Consider the following 19,939-nt stretch of genomic DNA (forward strand, 5'->3'; position numbering starts at 1 on the left):
GCCTAAAGGCTGTGACTTTAGACAAGTCTCTGATGATGAGATGCAGGACATTGAGAACAAACTAAATAACAGACCAAGAAAACGCTTAGGGTTTAAAACGCCTATGCAGGCTTTCTATAATATTAATTAGCGTTGCACTTGGTGTGTTAATCTAAGAATCTTATCTACTAAAAACTTCATATTCAATAAAGCGAGAATAAGCTGATGGTATAAGAATGTGGCTCATATTTTTTCGTCGCTATCTTTAGGACTTATTTAGGCCATTCTATATTAGCAATCTATTTTCTGGCTTTAGAATATCTAAAAAATCGACAAGCTGCGTTAGATTGCTAAATTCACTGGCTATTAGGGTGTTAGGGTATTAGGGCTTGTCCTCATTTTAAAAATAAGGACAAGCCCTAATACATTCGGAAATAAAGATATTAAAACGGTACATTTTCTATCAAAATTATCTTAGAGATGGCTTGCGTTACCACTGTTTAAAAGAGTATATTTAAACGACTTATTTATATCAGTATTTTTTGCAAACTTGAATCAAGGTTAAGGTCTGTTGAATTTTTTATCTTGTATACAAAAAAACGATATAAGCAATTGCTTTAAAGGGAATTAAAAGCACGTCAAGTACATTTATGGGTCAAAAATGACTCTATAAATATATTGGCGAATATTTATAATTACATAGGATGTAATAATGCAAAAATCACTCTTCAAATTGACCTTATTGGCGACGGTTATCTTAGGTATCAGCGCCTGTAGCGGCGACAACAAAACTACAGATGACTCTGCTGCCAGCTCAGACGCTAAAGCCGCGAAAACCCTACTTTATTGTTCAGAAGGCAGCCCTGCTGGCTTTGATCCCGCACAGTACACCGCAGGTACTGATTTTGATGCGAGCGCCTATCCTATCTATAATGGCTTGGTGGAATTCAAAAGAGATGGCACTGAGATTCAGCCAGCCTTAGCCGAAAGCTGGGATATTAGTGAAGATGGCAAGACTTATACCTTTAATCTGCGCAAAGGCGTCAAATTCGGTAAAACCGATTACTTTACCCCAACCCGCGATTTTAACGCGGACGACGTGGTCTTTACGCTAGAACGTATCACCAATCCTGATTTTGAATTTAATAAAGCCTATCCTGCTGAGTTCCCGTATTCTGTCGGCATGGGGCTGCCTGATCTGATCTCTACTATCGAAAAGGTCGATGACAATACCGTGAAAATCACTCTCAGCGAGACCAACGCGCCGTTTTTACAAAACCTAGCGATGGCCTTTGCTTACATCGATTCTGCTGAATATGCAGACAAGTTAATGGCTGCTGGTAATGCGGCTGACATTAATACCAAACCTGTTGGTACAGGACCTTTCGTCTTTACTTCCTATCAAAAAGACGCACAAATTCGTTATACCAAAAATCCAGATTATTGGAACAAAGACGATATTCATATCGACAATCTAGTGTTTGTCATCACCAAAGACTCAGCGGTTCGCGCCCAAAAAGTGCAAGCTGGCGAATGTCATGTGTCCGCTTATCCAAAACCTGCCGAGATTGACTCTGTTAAAAAATCCGGTAAGGCCACCGTCCTTGATCAACCCGGCTTTAACGTCGGTTATGTCGGCTACAACGTTGAAAAACCAAAGCTTAGCGACCTTAAAGTTCGTCAAGCATTAGATATGGCCATCAACAAAGACGCTATTATTAACGCTGTTTATCAAAGCGAAGGGCTTAAAGCCACCAACCCTATGCCACCAACACAATGGGGTTATGATAAATCGATCAAAGACGCGCCTTATGACGTCGAAAAAGCCAAGTCCCTTATGAAAGAAGCAGGTGCAGATAAGCTTGCCATCAATCTCTGGTATATGCCCGTTCAGCGCCCCTACAATCCAAATGCCAAACTCATGGCGGAAATGCTACAAGCAGATTGGGCGAAGATTGGTGTTAATGCCAAGCTGGTCACTTACGAGTGGGGCGAGTATCTAAATCGCGCCGCTAAAGGCGAGCACGATGTTATTTTAGCAGGCTGGACAGGTGATAATGGTGACCCTGATAACTGGCTTGGTACATTATTATCTTGTGATGCGGTCGGTGGCAATAACTACTCGCGCTGGTGTAATAAAGACTTTGACACTTTGGTGACTAATGCCCGTCAGATTACCAATCAAGATGATCGCGTCAATGACTATGTAAAAGCTCAGCAGATATTTAAAGAGCAACTGCCATGGACGACGATGGCGCATTCGGTGGTAACGGTATTCACCGCACCAAACGTCGTCGATTATAAAATTAGTCCACTTGGCTCAATACGCTTCGATGGTGTAAAAGTTGAATAATCTTAACTGATGAAGTCCGGTATGACATACACGATTGTTTAATTGGTATTCGGCTGGGTCAGATACTCTGCTCCAGCCTTATTTATATAAATTAAGCACTCTGTTAAGCAACCGCTTTGTTAAGCATGCTGTCACCAACACTCTCATCATTATCAACATTCTAGTCATCAACTTAGAGTTATTAAACCATAACTATTGAACCACAACTATTGAGCAGCCCATGCTACTTTATATTTTGCGTCGCATTGCCATTCTCATTCCTGTCTATCTTGGCTTAACGCTATCGACATTTACCCTGATTCGGCTCGTCCCCGGAGACGCCGTCGAGATTATGATGGGTGAGCGTATGGTCGATCCAGAGCTCCATGCTCGTGCCTTAGAAAGACTAGGATTAGACAAACCCCTCATCGTTCAATATTGGGATTATTTAACCGGTATCTTGACCGGTGATTTTGGTCAGTCCTTTCGTACCCGTACTCCAGTATTACAAGACTTCTTTGCCCATTTTGTGCCAACCTTAGAGCTGGCGGTATGCGCCATTGTTATTGCCAGTGTCATTGGGGTCAGCTTAGGTATCTTTGCCGCGCTGCGCCGTGGCACGTGGATTGATTACACTCTGATGTCAGGTGCGCTGGCAGGATACTCAATGCCCATCTATTTATTAGGACCTATCCTAACCGGTATATTCGCCCACTATCTAGGCCTATTACCCGTCGCCGGTGTCATATCTGTCGCGCAGTTTTTGGACGTCAAACCTTTATATGGTTCATGGCTATTGGGTTCCTTGACTTCAGGTGAACCGGGCGCATTTTGGGACGTGGTAAAACATTTTATCTTACCGTCTATTGCCTTATCGACCATACCACTCGCGATGATTGCACGCATGACGCGCTCGGCGATGCTAGAGGTACTAGATGAAGATTATGTACGTACCGCACGCGCTAAAGGCTTATCGCCGCGCCGCGTGATATTGGTACACGTGATGCGCAATGCCTTGATTACTGTGGTGACGGTAATTGGCTTACAGATGGCAACCTTGCTCGCTGGCGCTATTATCACTGAGACTATTTTTAGTTGGCCGGGTGTTGGTAATTGGCTACTCGATGGCTTCTTTACCCGTGATTATCCTATTGTGCAAAACGGTATCTTATTGGTCGCCACCGCCTTGATTTTGGTTAGCTTATTTATTGATATTTTGTATGGTCTGATCAATCCGCGCATCAGACATACTTCTTAATTTAACATTGATAAATACTCATATTATAAATAGTGGCTATTGGTGTTTGCATGGTTTTGAGTGATTTTTTAGCAAATGCTTAATACTTATTAAGGCTAAAACTCTAAAACTTTAAATATTAGCAAAGCACTAGCCACTGTAGGAAATGCTCATGAAGCCTTCTGTTCTTCCCTCTGATCTTAAGCTGATGGCAGCGACACCGCCGTCGTCTTGGCAGTTATTTTTATCGACATTTTGCCGCAATAAAGGCGCGGTACTTGGTTTTATAGTACTGGCCTTGATGGTGATTATCGCCATACTTGCGCCCGCCCTTGCACCGCATGACCCTTATGAATTATTTACCGGTCAAGAGCAATTGCCGCCAGCGTTTTTAAGTGGCGGCGATACGATGTTTTGGCTTGGGACTGATGATGCCGGTCGAGATACCTTATCTCGGGTGATGTATGGCGCACGTTACTCGTTGTTTATCAGTCTAAGTGCGACGACCCTTGCTATGTTGGTCGGCGTCTCGCTAGGGCTTAGCGCCGCGTTTTGGCCAAAGGTTTGGGGCAAGGCGGTGATGCTAGTCAATGATATTTTGATGTCTTATCCAAGCTTGCTATTGGCGATTATTATTGCGGCTATCTTAGGGCCGTCTATGACCAACACCATTATTACCATTGCCTTGGTTTGTACCCCACCTTTTATTCGTCTGACACGCGCTACCGCCATGGTAGAGCTACAACGTGAGTACTTTGTTGCTTCGCAAGTGATGGGGGCTGGCGTGCTGCGCTTATTGTTTATCACCATTTTACCTAATTGTATGGCACCGCTTATCGTCCAAGCGACAATGATTTTTTCCTCTGCTATTTTAGAAGCAGGCGCAATTGGTTTCTTAGGCTTTGGCGTGCAACCACCAGATGCAGAATGGGGCGCAATGCTCGGTACAGCGCGGCAATATATTCAAAGTAATGTTTGGCTCGCTATTTGGCCGGGTGTCGCCATCTTCTTAGCTGCCTTGTCGATTAACCTGACGGGTGATGGCTTACGCGATGCGCTAGATCCCAAATTAAAGCAGGTGACCTAAGATGACTGATACCTTAGATAAAACAGCGCTTACCAATACTTCTATGAATGGCTCGTTAATAAAAGAAGCGCCACTGTTGTTAGATATTGAAAATCTTTCGGTCACTTTTGGTCAAGGCGCACGTGCTTTTCGCGCCGTCGATGATGTATCATTAAAAATCACCCAAGGCGAAGTCATCGCCGTCGTCGGTGAATCAGGCTCGGGTAAGTCGGTCACTATGATGGCACTCATGGGACTATTGCCGCCTTCTGCGACAGTTCGTGCCAAGCGGGTGATGTTTGATAATAAAGACATGCTGAGTATGTCAGCCAAAGAAAAGCGCGGCATCATTGGTAAAGATATTTCCATGATTTTTCAAAATGCCATGTCTTGTCTAAATCCGAGCTTTACCATTGAGATGCAACTGGGTGAAGTACTGCGTAAGCATCTTGGACTGCGCGGTGCAGCGGTACAGACGCGTATCTTAGAGCTGCTCGAACTGGTTGAGATGCCGGATGCCAAAAATCGACTTAAGGTTTATCCGCATCAATTATCGGGCGGTATGAGTCAGCGGGTCATGATTGCGATGGCGATTGCTTGCGAGCCAAAACTGCTTATCGCCGATGAGCCAACCACAGCGCTTGACGTCACGGTGCAAGCACAAATTATGGATTTGCTCGGGCGCTTACAACGCGAAAAGCAAATGGCAATGGTATTAATTACCCATGACTTGGGTTTGGTCGCGCAAAACTCACGCGATGTCGCCGTCATGTATGCCGGACAAGTGGTCGAAACCAGTACAGTGCCGGAGATTTTTCAACATCCTGCTCATCCTTATACCGAAGCTTTACTGCAAGCCATCCCTGAGCTGGCTATCGGTCAAGACAGGCTCAATAGTTTGCCGGGTGTGGTACCCAGCCAATATGATCGCCCAAGCGGTTGCTTATTGTCTCCCCGCTGTCCCTATAAAGAGCCCGCTTGTGAAGTACCGCCGCCCATTTTAGATACGCCCAATGGCAAAGTGCGCTGTATTCACTCTGAATTGCCTAATTTACCTACTCGCACCTCCACCCCTCACCCTGCTACTTTGGAGTCACAGCATGAGTCATAAAGTGGTCTTAAAAGCAGACAACCTACACAAGCATTACCCGGTATCGCAAGGATTGGGCAAGCCTAAAGCGTATGTTAAAGCCCTAAATGGCATCTCGTTTGAGCTTGAAGCGGGCAAAACGCTGGCGGTCGTTGGTGAGTCAGGCTGTGGTAAATCAACGCTTGCCCGCCAGTTGACCCTCATTGAAGAGCCCACTGACGGCGAGTTATTTATCAACGATGAAGCAACGACCGGTTATAGTAGAAAAGCATTAAAAGAGTTGCGTACCGAAATCCAGATGGTATTCCAAAACCCTTATGGCAGCCTAAACCCGCGTCATACGATTGGTTATCAATTGACTGAGCCTTTAGATATTCATACCAAGCTATCTAAAGAAGAAAAGCGCGACAAAATAAACGAGATGATGAGGCATGTCGGTCTACGTCCCGAACATGCGGGCCGTTATCCACATATGTTTTCAGGTGGACAACGCCAACGTATCGCCCTCGCCCGCGCGATGATGCTTAATCCTAAAATTGTCGTCGCTGATGAGCCAACCTCAGCGCTCGATGTGTCGATTCAAGCACAAGTATTGAATCTATTTATGGATTTGCAAGACGAATATCATACTGCGTACGTTTTTATCTCGCACAACTTATCAGTAGTACGCCATGTCGCCGATGATGTGATGGTGATGTACTTAGGTCAGGCCGTCGAACACGGGCCTAAGGAAGCGATTTATAATGCCCCAAAGCACCCTTATACCATTGCTTTATTGGCCGCAGCACCAACTGTGAGTGGTCATAAAAATGATTTAACCCTACATGGTGAGCTGCCAAGTCCGCTTAATCCGCCAAGTGGCTGCGCCCTGCATAAACGTTGTCCTTATGCCAAACCACAATGCAGTGAAATAGAGCCGCAACTGCGCGAATGGGACGGTCGATTGGTCGCTTGTTTACGTTTAGAAGAAATCTATGGGTAAGCGACACTTTGTGTCTAGCAGTACATTAGCTTACGCTGTGCTGATAGCGATGACTACTGCCCAAGCGAACGACTCTACTGGCTATGTCGGTACAGGTGGTGTTGAGTATCTGAAAAATAAAAACATCAGCATGCATAGTGAAGATTTATATATCTCAAAAGATGAAATTCGTGTCAATTATAAGTTTAAAAATCTCAGTAATAAAGACATTACCGAGACGGTTCTCTTTCCTATGCCAGCTGTGCCTAGTTTTATAGACTCAGATTACGCCGATACCAGTGCCACTTATAATAACTTTAAAATTTGGGCCAATGGCAAACCTATCACGCCTACCCTACATGTCCGTACCTTTATGTATCCGATCATCATCAAAAATGGTGAGAAAAGCCATGCGGAAAAAGCTATTGATACCACCAAAGTTTTTAAGGCATGCGGTATTAGTGATGCTCAAATGATGTCACCTTGGACCTATAAATTTGATACCAATGATATCAATCAACGGCTTTTGGACTGTAATAATAAGGCACTCGATAAGTTTATCGATGATAAAGAAGACCTTGATATTTTTTGGGACTCGCAAGTGATTTATAGTTGGGAGCAAACCTTTAAAGCCAATACGATTACTAAGGTCAAACACACGTATAAACCGTTAGTGGGTGGCTCTGTGGATTTAGACAGTGGGCAATATGGGGATTTTTGCGTAGATGATTCAACTCAGAGATCCTTTAATAAGAATGGTCGTCCCTATCATGCCTTAAGCTATATCCTAACTACGGGGGCAAACTGGGCCAAACCTATTGCCAATTTCAAACTGACTGTCGAACGTGACCCTAACGAGCTAGTCTCGTTCTGCTGGAAGGGTAAAGTCAAAAAAATTGGACCAACGACATTTGAGATTAAAGAGACTAATTTTGTGCCAACCCATGATTTTGATGTCGCTTTTATCATGAAATAGCTAATGGATATTGACCACACCTCGGCACTTAGGAAATTGGCTACAACCAAAAAAGTCCTGACCTTGATTCAGGCCTTTTTTTGCAACACGTTTGGTCATTTCTCCCTGACATCTTGGACAGTTAGGTACCTGCTCTGTAACAGCTGTATGATTGGTTCGCTCAACAGCTTTAAGATTGGTGCTATCAGACGTGATGATCTCACATTCAGCCGTTTTAAAATCATTGCCCGATAACTCAGGCTCCATAACTTCAAACGGTGTAAGAAACACTTTGTTAGCCATATCATATGATGTATTTGTCTACTGAGTACTAAAACTATCAATTGGTAATTCGCTAGATTCAATCTCAGTTTGCCCAGACCATCGCTGCACTTCCCTACTTTTTAGAATAGGTCTTCTTACGGTTTCTTTTACTGTTGATTCAGGTGGAGGATTATCAGTATTTTTGCTCGGGTTACTATGCTTATCTTTTAGATAGGCTTTATGCTGCCGATTGGTGCGCCACGATTTGCTAAATCTATTGCTTTCTATCTGCTCAACAATGGATGTGACCTCGTCTTCGGTGAGTAGCTTATCTTGTTTCTTCTTAACATAAGAAACCATACCGCTTGTCAATACGTGTTCGGGCAACTCATCACGGGTTTTTAGTTCACACTCACCGATGAACGCAATCATCGAATGAAAGTAGCCCAGCTCCAAGTCTAATAAGTCTGCAAGCGTCTTAATGTGCAAGTAGTTTTGGCGCAGTGGGTTTTGGAATTTGAATTTACTTCTATTTGGGAATGATTGCGTCCACTGCCTTTGCGTCTCCTTTCCGTATATCCAGCCTTTATAATTTTTGGTTTCGATGACAAATATGCCGTATACGGAGACAATGATATGATCGATTTGAGTACTGCCCCCATTAGCTCGTGGCAAAGTAATACCGTTTAATCGGTGATAAACATCTTTTTCAAGCTTGAGCCACATGGCGACGTTGATAACGGTCTCGCCTAGGAAGCCTTTGAAGGTCGATTTTAGGGACATAGTGGATTTCTCAAAGAATTAATCATTGAAGCTGATATTTTCTATCTAAAAAATTCAAAAACTTTCAAAATAGTGATAAATATAATTACGCCAATTACTATTTTCTTGAAGCTTATGCTTCCATCTCTCTTTTCAAGATCATTTAGAACATTCATAGTATCACTCGATATTTCATTCCAACCACTCTGTTCTTTATCAACCTGATACAAACCTGCCTTGTAGGGCTGATCCAACTCCAATAGTTGTCTTTCTAATTGCTGCCATTGTTCGCTTGGGTAACTCTGCATAGCCAAGTTAATCACCTCTGGGTTGTCGGTCGCATATGATAAAGGGACAGGATTAAAATCTATCCAATGCGACAAAGACTCGTCGGTTGAGGCAGTATAAAGGGCTACTGTTGGCACTCTATCACCAATAGCTAAATTTTTGAGTGGTGGACATTCGATAATTTTTACAATTGGAAAATCACCATAACCCTTAGTTAGGTTTGTATTGACAGCAACGAGAGTAGGATGAACACCTACAACAATACCACCATTTGAATCACCGCATAAAAAATGCTCTTTTACTCTCGTCCAGTAAAAGATAGTTGTGAATATAGCGATGCCGACAATCAATAAAAAACCAATATGGATGAACATAGCAGCTAATATCGAACCTATTAAAAACAGTGTTAATGCACTTACAGTCGTTATATTATGTCGAAACCATACCCATTTATTCAGCGCTGCGTTACCAGGGTTTGAAGCAAAAGTATTATTATCAAGCGTGCGTTTATCTTTCATTGAATTTACTTCTCATCTTCTCTATCTTCACTGTTCAGTAAAATTTTAAAAGTGATTCTATTTATCGAATACTATAATCCATTTTCTCCTCTATTGTCGCAAAATTATATTTTAACGATAGCAAACTGTCTTGTGCTTCAGTATTATTAAAATTACCTCACACATCAGGTGGCATTGAACTCAACAACTACTTAGGTGACATAACTAAAACCGAAAAGCGAGCGTATCTACAGTGAATAATAATAATGACATCGTTAAGACTGCTTTTATATTTAGCCTTATGACAGCTTGCACCGCTTTGCTAGCCATAACTACTGCCCAAGCCAATGACTCTACTGGGTATGTCGGTACGGGCGGTGTTCAATATCTTAAAAATAACAATATCAGCATGCACAGCGAAGACCTTTATATCTCCAAAGATAAGATTCGCGTCAATTACGAGTTTAAAAATTTAAGCAATAAAGATATTACTGAGACTTTGTTATTCCCCCTGCCGCCTGTACCCTCACAGTTAGAGAGCGATTTTGCAGATACCACTAGGTTAGTGGATAGCTTTAAGGTTTTGAGCAATGGCAAAGCTATTACTCCGAAAACTCATGTCCGTACCTTTATGTACCCTATTGTCATAAAAAATGGTGAGAAAACCTACGCTGGTAAGGCTGTTGATACGACGGAACTATTTAAAGCCTGTGGTGTTAAAGACAGTGAGATGATGACCCCATGGACGAATCAAGGGGAAACGGATAAGGTGGATAAGAAGCTGCAAAACTGTACTGACAAAAGAATAAATCAGTTTATTGATGTTAATGAGGAAGATAGTTACATCTCTTGGGACTCGCAGATTGTTTATAGTTGGCAGCAGACTTTTAAAGCCAAAGCTATTACCAAAATCAATCATGCTTATCAGCCTTTAGTCGGTGGCTCTGTGCATTTAGGCGAGGAGGAATTTGCTACTTTTTGCGTGGACGGCCCTACGGAGCTAGGATTAAGTAAAACAGGCGCTCGCCCCTATCATGCCTTAAGTTATATCTTAACGACAGGCGCTAATTGGGCAAAACCTATTGCTAACTTTAAACTTACGGTAGAACGTGACCCTAATGAATTGGTCTCGTTTTGTTGGAGAGGTAAGGGTAAAGTTAAGAAGATAGGCCCGACGACGTTTGAGATTAAAGAGACTAACTTTGTGCCTAAGCATGACTTTGAGGTGGCTTTTATTATGAAGACTTGGTAAATCCAGAGGTAGCATGGGTGGCAACCCATGGAATTTAGATTCATCTTTTTAATCCTAATAATTCTAGCGCAGGTTGTTATTTCGCTTGTTAAGATTACTCAAGAAACATAGTTCAGACGTGGGTTATCACCCACGCTACGGCATCTACTCAATTAAGCTACTCGATACTAGAATGTGTGACATACACGTAGGTTGGGTGAAGTCTGCGACACCCAACAAATCATAGAAATAAAATTAAAATTATAAAAAGTAGCGTGGGTGAAAACCCACGGAATTCATACCCCACACCTATTATCTTGAACAAAAAAAAGAGTCACCAGATTTCTCTAGTAGCTTTTTTTTGTGTATTCAGACTCATAGCTGGGCTAAAGCCACAGCCTACGACAGTTATTTAACCAAGCTAGTAACAGCCTCAATAACCGCCTCAGTCGTAATCCCAAACTCTTTATACAGTTGCTCGGCAGGAGCTGACTCACCATAAGTGGTCATACCGATGACTTTGCCATCTAGACCAACGAACTTAAACCAATAGTCAACATGGGCCGCTTCTACGGCTACGCGAGCGCGGATATTGGCAGGCAATACTGACTCGCGGTAGTCAGCATCTTGCTCCACAAAGATTTCTGCACAAGGCATAGAAACCACACGTACGCCAACACCATTTTCGCTCAATGTTGCATAAGCTTGCATCGCAAGACCGACCTCTGAACCCGTAGCGATGATGATCGCTTGTAGCTCGCCTTGCTCTTTCGCAAGTACATAACCACCTTTAGTGATATCAGCAACTTGCGCGCTGTCACGTGCTTGATGTGGCAAGCTTTGACGACTAAAGATCAGTGCGGATGGATTGTTTTCAGACTTAATTGCTTCAACCCAAGCGCTAGCCGATTCAGTCGCGTCACACGGACGCCATGTACGTAGATTAGGCGTGGTGCGTAGGCTAGTCAATTGCTCAACTGGCTGATGCGTCGGGCCGTCTTCACCCAGACCGATCGAATCATGCGTGTAGACATGGATGATACGTTGCTTCATCAATGCACCCATACGTACTGCGTTACGCGCGTATTCCATAAACATCAGGAACGTCGCTACGTAAGGGATAAAGCCGCCATGCAGCGCGATACCATTGGCAATCGCGGTCATACCGAATTCACGCACACCATAATAGATATAGTTGCCATCAGCGTCAGTCTCGATACCTTTAGCACCTTTGAATAGCGTAAGGTTTGAGCCTGCCAGATCCGCTGAACCGCCCAACAATTCTGGTAATAATGGCTGCAAAGTATTGATAGCATTTTGACTAGCTTTACGACTGGCGACATCTCCACCCGCTTCTTGAGTTTGCTGAATATAGGCTTGGGCTTGGCTGTCAAAGTCAGCAGGCAACTCACCATTGAGACGGCGTGAGAGTTCTGCAGCAAGCTCTGGATAGGCTTTTTTGTATGCTTCAAAGTCAGTGTCCCAGTTCTTTTGCTGCACATCGCCTTTTGCTTTAGCATCCCACGCTTCATAGATTTCGTCATCTAATTCAAATGGAGCATGCTTCCAAGATAGCGCATCACGAGTCAAGGCGATTTCGTCGTCACCAAGTGGTGCTCCATGACTGGCTGCTAGACCTTGTTTGTTCGGGCTGCCCGCACCGATAGTGGTTTTACAGATAATTAAGCTTGGCTTAGTGGTCTCAGCAATCGCTTGCTCCGTCGCTTGCGTAATCGCATCGGTATCATGACCATCGACTTTGATAACCTGCCAGCCATATGCTTCAAAGCGTGCTTGGGTATCATCAGTGAACCAGCCTTCGACATTACCGTCGATTGAGATACCATTATCATCGTAGAAGAATACCAATTTGCCAAGCGCCAACGTGCCAGCCAGCGAGCACACTTCATGACTGATACCTTCCATTAAGCAACCATCACCTAAAAATGCATAGGTATGATGATCGACGACGTTATGACCGTCACGGTTGAACTGTGCGGCTAGTGTTTTTTCTGCGATTGCAAAACCAACGGCATTAGCAATACCTTGTCCTAGTGGACCAGTCGTCGTTTCTACACCAGGCGTATAACCAAGTTCAGGATGCCCTGGGGTTTTTGAATGCAGCTGACGGAAACCTTTAAGGTCATCAACGCTCACATCGTAACCTGATAAATGTAGCAATGAATAAATAAGCATCGAGCCATGACCATTTGACAGTACAAAGCGATCACGGTTGTGCCAATTAGGATCAGCTGGATTGTGCTTCAAAAATTTGCGCCACAAAACTTCGGCAATATCAGCCATGCCCATTGGCGCACCCGGATGTCCAGAGTTGGCTTTTTGAACCGCGTCAAACGACAGTACACGGATGGCATTGGCTAGTTTACGTTCGCTAATTGGAGCTGGCATAGAGTGTCCTAAGATTAAAGGAGAGTTTATTTGATTGAAAAAAGTTATTGAACTAAATTTGCTTAGATACTGGAATAGATGGCTCATTATAAACTAAGTGGCAACAATTTTCCCTGTTACCCCTAGTCCAGAACTTGATCGGGTCACATAATAAAAAACCAACTGATCGTTAACGACTTCAATATAATGTTTCTCAAATTCTTGATAGCAAACATACTGAAGCCATTTCTCCTCTAGATAATCTGCCATTTGCTGATGGCTTACATTGTGCGCAAAGTTGCAATACAACGTGAGCATACAATTTGCATTATCATGGCGCTCTTGATAAAGAAAGTCGCAACCAAGATTGTTTTCCATACAACAGAAATACACATTGGCATCTATTTCAAAGCCTAACAAATTGTCGCCACTACTTTGACCGTGGGTGAGATATTGTGAGTAATTGAGCTGATCAATTGTAGACAATGTCTTCATGACGTTACTATTATCAAACTTCTATTCTTTCCGCACCGCCCATAAACGGACGCAATACTTCTGGAACGGTGATACTACCGTCAGCATTTTGATGGTTTTCCATGACGGCCAATAGCGTACGACCAACTGCCAAGCCTGACCCATTCAAAGTATGAGCCAAGCTGGTTTGTTTGCCGTCTTTGACACGTGTGCCCATGCGGCGCGCTTGGAAATCACCACAGTTAGAGCAGCTAGAGATTTCGCGATAGGTATCTTGGCTCGGTAACCAGACTTCGATGTCATAAGTCTTTTGGGCAGCGAAGCCCATATCACCTGTACACAGCTTCATGACCCGATACGGCAAGTTGAGCTGCTGCAAGATATATTCGGCTTGTTCGGTCATTGCTTCAAGCAATTCATCAGATTGCTCAGCGCTAGCGATATTAACCATCTCGACTTTTTCAAACTGATGCTGACGGATCAGACCACGAGTATCACGACCGTGTGAGCCGGCTTCACTACGGAAACAAGGCGTATGCGCGGTGAACTTTAACGGCAGCTCTTTGATATCTAAACGCTCACCGCGTACCAAATTGGTCATAGGTACTTCAGCCGTCGGAATCAGATAAAAATCCATATCATCATTATTCGTATGATTGGTCAGTTTAAACAAATCATCTTCAAATTTTGGCAACTGACCCGTACCTTTTAGGCTTTCAGAATTGACAATATAAGGCACATACGTTTCAGTATAGCCGTACTTGATGGTGTGGGTATTGAGCATAAACTGAATCAAAGCGCGATGCAATTGCGCCAATTGTCCTTTAAGCACGTTAAAACGGCTACCAGTTAACTTAGTCGCTGCCTCAAAGTCGAGCATACCAAGCGTCTCACCGATATGCGTATGATCTTGAATCTCAAAGTCAAACTCACGCGGCGTGCCCCACTTACGCACTTCTACGTTATCCTCTTCTGACGTACCGACTGGTACATCCGCCGCCGGAATATTCGGAATTTGCAAAGCCGCTTGAGTGATGCGCTCTTGTAGCGTACGTAGCTCGTCTTCCGCAGCTTTAATCTCACCACTAACGCTTTGCATCTCAGCCAATAGCTCACTGGCGTCTTCGCCTGATTTTTTTAGGGCACCTACTTGCTTTGCACCAGCATTACGGCGCGATTGCAACTCTTCGGTTTTGACTTGTAGAGACTTGCGCTCGTTTTCAATCGTCTGCCAGAACTCCATATCAAGCTCATAACCACGGGTGGCTAGCTGCTGTTGTAGGTCGCTTAAATCGCCGCGTAAGAGTTTCGGATCAATCATAATAGTTGCCTGTAACACTAAAGGTGAGTAAAAGGTTTAAAAGTATTATTAATAGAGTAATTGCCTAGCACATCGCTATCACAGTCTTTGTGATAACTGGCTATGACGTTATGTTTTATATCAACATATCTTGTAGTCGCTATAATACCAAGACACGGCAGATTTGACCATGTTTTGGATATCTTTGGCTACTTTTCCCTGTTTCTGGCTGACTTTCACTAGCTTTCGTTCATTATGCTAATCGCTTATCATAAGTTATTATGTTTTTAATTGCTCACTTTTGCTTTCGTCTAGTCTTAGTAAGCTGAGTATAGAGCGTGAACTACGTCATTAATATGACATCTATCCGTGAACAGTCTTGCTTATATGTTTCATTTAGGAGTACTTTTCGGTAAGATAAGCGCATACCTTTATTCACTTCTAGCCAAGTACAGCATCGCTGCTTCGCTTTGGCAGTTTTAATCCAACGCTTTTAATATAAGTATTTGAGAAACCTTTATGGCCCTGTACCCCTACACGCTCCAACCTGTCGCCTTAAACCTAACTGAGGCTGAATTCCACCAAGCACAGTATGAACTGTTTGCCAGTGCCAGCCCTTCTTTTGGTTTATCAAGCTTTAAGACCAAAGAGTGGATCATCATGGCCGTGGTTGTGGTACTCGCTATTGCAGGACTTATCTTTGTGACAGGCTATTCAACCATTATATTTTGGTTAATGCTGGTTGGTGTGGTGATTTATCTATTGGCACGTACTTTAGGTTTTAAATGGTACGTAAAAAGAGAGTTTGACAAACAAGTCGCTGACCAAGAGATGCCAGATGAAATGCGCCAGATGAAGTTAGGTGTGCAAAAGCATGGTCTAGTCATGGCGATGCCAAGCAACCAGCCTGATATGATGAAAAACTCGCAAATGCGCGGTATGCAAATGCGTGCAGGCGCAACTCAGCAAGCGGTTATTCCTTGGACCTCTATCAAGAGCTGGGATGAGACTGACGACTATATCTTTATGATGTTTGAGCTAAAAGGTCAGCAAGGTAGCCAAATCGTACCGAAACGCTTGCAAGCACAGAAGTTTCCTATCGATACGATACGTCAACATTTACAAGAAGTGGTTCCCGTTAAAGGCTTAAATCCTGAAAACTTGCAGCCACCAGCGTAAATGTAATGAGGTCTCTCTATCGTTTAGAAAAACAATAGAGAGACTTAGTTTTATAAAACCAATCGTAAAATTGTATTTATTAAATTTAACTTATTAATAATAGTTTGCTATTATTATAAGCATCAAAGGAAGCAATAGAGTCTATATTGATAGATACAGATGAAAAATAAAGTATTTTTCGCTGTATCTTAATTCATGAGAGCCTTTATTTTTCTTTATTTATTATCATATAACTACACTCACACTATAAGGACAATACTATGAGCAATTCTAACAATGCTACTAACCAGATCGGTCTAGAAAAAGCAGACATGAGCGAAGTCATCGCCAAGTTGAACAATCTATTATCGACGTATCACGTGTTTTATCTAAACGTACGTGGCTATCACTGGAATGTAAAAGGTGAGCATTTCTTTACTTTGCATCCACAATTTGAAGAGCTATATACGTCACTACAACTCCAAATTGATGAAATTGCTGAGCGTATTTTGACGTTGGGTGGTACACCACTTCACGCTTATAGTGATTTTACGCAGCATACTAGCATCAGTGAAGATAAAAATGTTAAAGATGGCACAAGCTGTGTCAAAGGCGTAGTCACTGGCTTACAAGCGTTAATTGCAGAGCAACGCCAAGTATCAGCGTTAGCAGAAGAGAGCGAAGACCAAGGTTCAGCTGACCTAATCGATGCTTACGTACAAGAGCAAGAAAAACTGGTATGGATGTATAACGCGTTTTTGGGTTAAGAATCGTTAGATTTTACTAGGCTAAATTTTAATAAGCCTAATGATCATCAAATACTAAATAATAAAAAAGCACCTAATTAGGTGCTTTTTTATTGTCTATCTTTTAGAAAAGACTGTTTTATTTTTCGATCCATTGACGCATTTTTTCACGTTCAGCAGGCGTGGCTTGTAGCCATACTTGCATAAACGTATCTAACGTACTAGTAGAAGTATTTACGCTAGATGCTTGCTTAACAGTGGTCGTGCCAGTATTGACGTTGCTAGTAGAATTTACTGCTGGTTGATCTAAAGAGGCGATAGCACGTTGGTTCTGTAACTCTGCATCACCTGCACCGCCGAACACGCCGCCTAGCGCTTTACCCAATCCAGCAAACAAGCCATCATTACCATTTGCAACGCCCTGTTGACTGGCAATAATGGCATCGTCTTGCTGTATCGCAAGGGTTGGCTGTTTGACATAATCTTTGGCTGCCTCATACTTTTCTGGTTGATTAGGCATGGTCAAGCGGTATGTCTGGTTGTCTGCCAGTTCGGCTGTCACACTCACATTGCCTGAACGCAAATAATCATGCTCGTCACGCGGCAGATTATACAAGCGGTCATACTTAGCAGTAATCGCATGCTGACCCGGCTGCAAGGTGAATTGTTTAGTCAACGCCTGAAAAGGACTCTGTTGAACTTCTTGACCATTGATAGCAGTCACTTTGATATAGTCATCAACGAGTAAAGTAACCGCGGCATTTGAGAGCATAGATACCGATCCGGCACTGATAAGTAAGGTGCTGATGGTCAGTTTTTTTAGCGAAGAAGTATTGGTTTTCATAAATGGTCCCATTGATAGTAAATGCATTGATAACAGCGACATTTTGGATAGAAACAAATGGTGTTTCTAATATTTAAAATTCAGTATTAAAAATCGAGTGGCATCGTATGTTGATCCTGACTGGCTGCCTCATTATCCACTTGTGTCTCTTGTGCAATATCCGCAAGCTCAGCTGCCAGTGTTTGCTCATCAATCGTACGCAAAGCATCACTGATGACCGCTTTAGAGATATTGCTACGCCCAAGGTTTGAGAACATTGGCTGAATATAATTGAGCACCTCCATCATAGCACCGATACGATGTGGCCCTTCGGTCAGAAGATAATCAATAATACGCTCATCAAACTGCCAACCACGGCGACGTAAGATAGACTGCAGCAAGGCTTGACGGTCAGCAAGATCGTGACCATTCGGTACTTTAAAGGTAGGCGCTTGTGCCAGACGAGTGAGCAAATCCCTCAATTGAAATGGTAACTCGCCCGCAGGCTTATTGGCAGCAAATAATAACTGGCGCTGCCCTTCACGGCTACGATTAATGAGATGGAATAAGGCTTCTTGCCATTGACTACTTTGCTCAAGCACTTCTAAGTCATCGATGGCGATAAGCGAGAAGTTCTCAAGAGAAGACAGCACATTGACATCGGTATGGATCAATTCATTGAGTGACAAACAAATCGCTGACTTGTCCATCTCAATGAATGACTCACAGATAGCGGATAGTAGATGGGACTTACCAGTTGCAGGGCTGCCAAACAGGTACAGCTGACCAATCAGGCCGACATGTAGCTGCCGCACTGCATCAATAATCGACATCCAACCGGGACCGGCAAAGTCACTGAGACTCGCATCATGCTTAATGTCCAGATTGAGACTTAGCTGTGCTTCTGCCATGAATCATCAACTCGGTTTGCGTAGCGCAATAGATAGAAAAGGAAAAGGCGTGGTAACTTTTAAAACAGGCTCAGTTTAAGTAGGCTTAATAAAATAAACGAGCTTGAGGTTTTGATTACACTCAGTCAAACATGATATTTATCAAAATTAACGACGTGTATCAAAACGCTCACAGTAACAGCTGTTAGCGTTACTACTGCGCCTATATATAACATATTTGCAAAATGACTGACAAGTCTTTTACTTACTAAGCTTTGTCAGTCATTAATTATTAAGCCTAAATGACACCCTTATTATCTAGCTATTTTATAAATTTTCAATGACATTACGCCTATTATTTTTTAAATAACACCAACTGTTTACGACCTTTGTAAAAGTCCGTGGAGAGATAATAAGCATACAAGTGGCGGAACAATACATTTAGGACGGCAGACACCGGTAGCGCGATAAGCATACCAACAAAACCCAATAGACTTGCGCCTGCTAGTACCGAAAATATAACCCATAAAGGTGACAATCCGATCTTATCGCCCAACAATAAAGGCTGTAGGATGTAGCCTTCTGCCGCTTGACCGATTAAAAATGCGCCAACGATTAAGGATAAATACGTCCAATCTAAGCCAAACTGGAACAAACACGCAATAATAGCAGCGATGAAGCCAATACCGAAGCCCAGATAAGGCACGAAGCTAGCAATACCCGCAACCATGCCGATAATAAGACCCAGCTCAAGGCCAATGAGCTGAAGTTGTACGGCATAAATGGCACCCAACAACACCATCACCAACAGCTGACCTTTGATAAACGCCATCAATGCCTGATCACACTCTTGGGCAATACCAATAACTTTTTCGCAGTACGGCCCTGGAATCGCTGTCTTCCACATCTGTATGCGTTTGTCCCAATTGAACAAAAAGTAAAAAGTCAAAATCGGTACTAAGACAATCAATCCTGCATTATTGATAAAGCTCATGCTTGAAGCAAGCACCTGACTCATCATCGAGCTGGCATCAGAGAACTTATAATGTGTTTGCAGATATTCAACCAAGGTTTCAGAGAATCCTTTGGTTTCTAGTATGGGCAAGCGGATATTGGCATTCGCAACAAACCATCCGCGAACTACCTGATTATACCAATTCAAAACCTTGGGCAGATATTCCCAAGCCGCTTGTAGCTGATGCAGCAATGTCGGTATCAGCCACCAGAGCAGCAATACCATCCCCAAGGTAATGGTAGCATAAACAATAATAATAGCTATCCAGCGCTTGATATACTTTGAGAGACGTTTGACCAATGGATTGAACAAATAAGCGAGTACAAAAGCAAAGATGAACGGCAAAATGACCGGCATCATTAAATAAAGCAAAACAACAGCAATGATGAGCACGGCGACGATAAATAAGCGCCGGAAAAAAGGGTCTATCGATTGTTTGGTCATTAAGGGCCATCCTAAAAGTAAGCTAATCGCGATAACTTA

At 43.0% G+C, this 19,939-nt stretch carries 18 protein-coding genes and 1 pseudogene; 10 read left to right on the top strand and 9 right to left on the bottom strand.

From position 1 onward, the window contains the following. The 7 genes and pseudogenes from HQR03_RS14440 to HQR03_RS08860 form a co-directional block, all read left to right on the top strand. A pseudogene (locus HQR03_RS14440) lies at window positions 1-130 on the top strand (IS30 family transposase); the annotation flags it as partial. A gap of 561 nt (window positions 131-691) precedes the next feature. Then, a complete protein-coding gene (locus tag HQR03_RS08835; RefSeq protein ID WP_173239921.1) occupies window positions 692-2,332 on the top strand; it encodes an ABC transporter substrate-binding protein in 1,641 nt (546 codons plus the stop codon). A gap of 220 nt (window positions 2,333-2,552) precedes the next feature. After that, window positions 2,553-3,569: an ABC transporter permease gene (locus tag HQR03_RS08840; RefSeq protein ID WP_173239922.1), complete on the top strand. Its 1,017-nt coding sequence runs from the start codon at window positions 2,553-2,555 to the stop codon at window positions 3,567-3,569. Between the two features lie 151 nt (window positions 3,570-3,720). Then, window positions 3,721-4,635 (top strand): ABC transporter permease, encoded by a 915-nt coding sequence (locus tag HQR03_RS08845; RefSeq protein WP_173239923.1) that lies wholly within the window; start codon window positions 3,721-3,723, stop codon window positions 4,633-4,635. Between the two features lies 1 nt (window position 4,636). Continuing rightward, window positions 4,637-5,725 (top strand): ABC transporter ATP-binding protein, encoded by a 1,089-nt coding sequence (locus tag HQR03_RS08850; protein ID WP_244952010.1) that lies wholly within the window; start codon window positions 4,637-4,639, stop codon window positions 5,723-5,725. Continuing rightward, entirely contained in the window at window positions 5,715-6,686 is a 972-nt protein-coding gene (locus HQR03_RS08855; protein ID WP_173239924.1) for a peptide ABC transporter ATP-binding protein, read from the top strand. The genes HQR03_RS08850 and HQR03_RS08855 overlap by 11 nt, the downstream gene beginning before the upstream one ends. Window positions 6,687-6,696: 10 nt before the next feature. Further along, a complete protein-coding gene (locus tag HQR03_RS08860) occupies window positions 6,697-7,641 on the top strand; it encodes a DUF4424 family protein (RefSeq protein WP_418889570.1) in 945 nt (314 codons plus the stop codon). Here HQR03_RS08860 and HQR03_RS14295 read toward each other — a convergent pair whose 3' ends face one another. Genes HQR03_RS14295 through HQR03_RS08870 form a run of 3 tightly spaced genes read right to left on the bottom strand, consistent with a single transcriptional unit; the run spans window position 7,642 to window position 9,452 of the window. After that, on the bottom strand, window positions 7,642-7,911 hold the full coding sequence (locus tag HQR03_RS14295; protein WP_336217853.1) for a topoisomerase DNA-binding C4 zinc finger domain-containing protein: 270 nt from the start codon (window positions 7,909-7,911) through the stop codon (window positions 7,642-7,644). A 30-nt stretch (window positions 7,912-7,941) separates the two neighbouring features. Next, window positions 7,942-8,667 (bottom strand): nuclease-related domain-containing protein, encoded by a 726-nt coding sequence (locus HQR03_RS08865; RefSeq protein WP_244952011.1) that lies wholly within the window; start codon window positions 8,665-8,667, stop codon window positions 7,942-7,944. Window positions 8,668-8,708: 41 nt separating this feature from the next. Then, entirely contained in the window at window positions 8,709-9,452 is a 744-nt protein-coding gene (locus HQR03_RS08870) for a DUF3239 domain-containing protein (RefSeq protein WP_173239926.1), read from the bottom strand. 280 nt (window positions 9,453-9,732) lie between these two features. Here HQR03_RS08870 and HQR03_RS08875 point away from each other — a divergent pair, with 280 nt between their 5' ends. Further along, window positions 9,733-10,683 (top strand): DUF4424 family protein, encoded by a 951-nt coding sequence (locus HQR03_RS08875; protein WP_173239959.1) that lies wholly within the window; start codon window positions 9,733-9,735, stop codon window positions 10,681-10,683. Between the two features lie 387 nt (window positions 10,684-11,070). Here the strand turns inward: HQR03_RS08875 and tkt are convergent, their stop codons facing one another. The 3 genes from tkt to serS form a co-directional block, all read right to left on the bottom strand. Continuing rightward, entirely contained in the window at window positions 11,071-13,071 is a 2,001-nt protein-coding gene (tkt, locus tag HQR03_RS08880; protein ID WP_173239927.1) for a transketolase, read from the bottom strand. 93 nt (window positions 13,072-13,164) lie between these two features. Continuing rightward, window positions 13,165-13,545 carry a hypothetical protein gene (locus HQR03_RS08885; protein WP_025651374.1) on the bottom strand — a complete coding sequence of 127 codons (381 nt, stop codon included), beginning with the start codon at window positions 13,543-13,545 and terminating at the stop codon, window positions 13,165-13,167. 13 nt (window positions 13,546-13,558) lie between these two features. After that, the gene (gene serS / locus HQR03_RS08890; protein ID WP_173239928.1) at window positions 13,559-14,845 is read right to left on the bottom strand and encodes a serine--tRNA ligase; all 1,287 of its coding nucleotides are present in this window, start codon (window positions 14,843-14,845) and stop codon (window positions 13,559-13,561) included. 498 nt (window positions 14,846-15,343) lie between these two features. Between serS and HQR03_RS08895 the strand changes: the two genes are divergently transcribed. Continuing rightward, window positions 15,344-16,003 carry a YcxB family protein gene (locus HQR03_RS08895; RefSeq protein ID WP_101206317.1) on the top strand — a complete coding sequence of 220 codons (660 nt, stop codon included), beginning with the start codon at window positions 15,344-15,346 and terminating at the stop codon, window positions 16,001-16,003. A gap of 260 nt (window positions 16,004-16,263) precedes the next feature. Then, window positions 16,264-16,749: a Dps family protein gene (locus HQR03_RS08900; RefSeq protein WP_101206316.1), complete on the top strand. Its 486-nt coding sequence runs from the start codon at window positions 16,264-16,266 to the stop codon at window positions 16,747-16,749. Between the two features lie 118 nt (window positions 16,750-16,867). Here HQR03_RS08900 and HQR03_RS08905 read toward each other — a convergent pair whose 3' ends face one another. The 3 genes from HQR03_RS08905 to HQR03_RS08915 form a co-directional block, all read right to left on the bottom strand. Beyond that, on the bottom strand, window positions 16,868-17,572 hold the full coding sequence (locus HQR03_RS08905) for a DUF2057 family protein (protein WP_173239929.1): 705 nt from the start codon (window positions 17,570-17,572) through the stop codon (window positions 16,868-16,870). Between the two features lie 86 nt (window positions 17,573-17,658). Continuing rightward, window positions 17,659-18,462 (bottom strand): DnaA regulatory inactivator Hda, encoded by an 804-nt coding sequence (hda, locus tag HQR03_RS08910; protein WP_025651369.1) that lies wholly within the window; start codon window positions 18,460-18,462, stop codon window positions 17,659-17,661. A gap of 334 nt (window positions 18,463-18,796) precedes the next feature. Beyond that, window positions 18,797-19,900 carry an AI-2E family transporter gene (locus HQR03_RS08915; RefSeq protein ID WP_025651368.1) on the bottom strand — a complete coding sequence of 368 codons (1,104 nt, stop codon included), beginning with the start codon at window positions 19,898-19,900 and terminating at the stop codon, window positions 18,797-18,799. Window positions 19,901-19,939: the final 39 nt, after the last annotated feature.

Origin of the sequence: Psychrobacter okhotskensis (assembly GCF_013248965.1) — a bacterium.
GTDB lineage: Bacteria > Pseudomonadota > Gammaproteobacteria > Pseudomonadales > Moraxellaceae > Psychrobacter > Psychrobacter okhotskensis.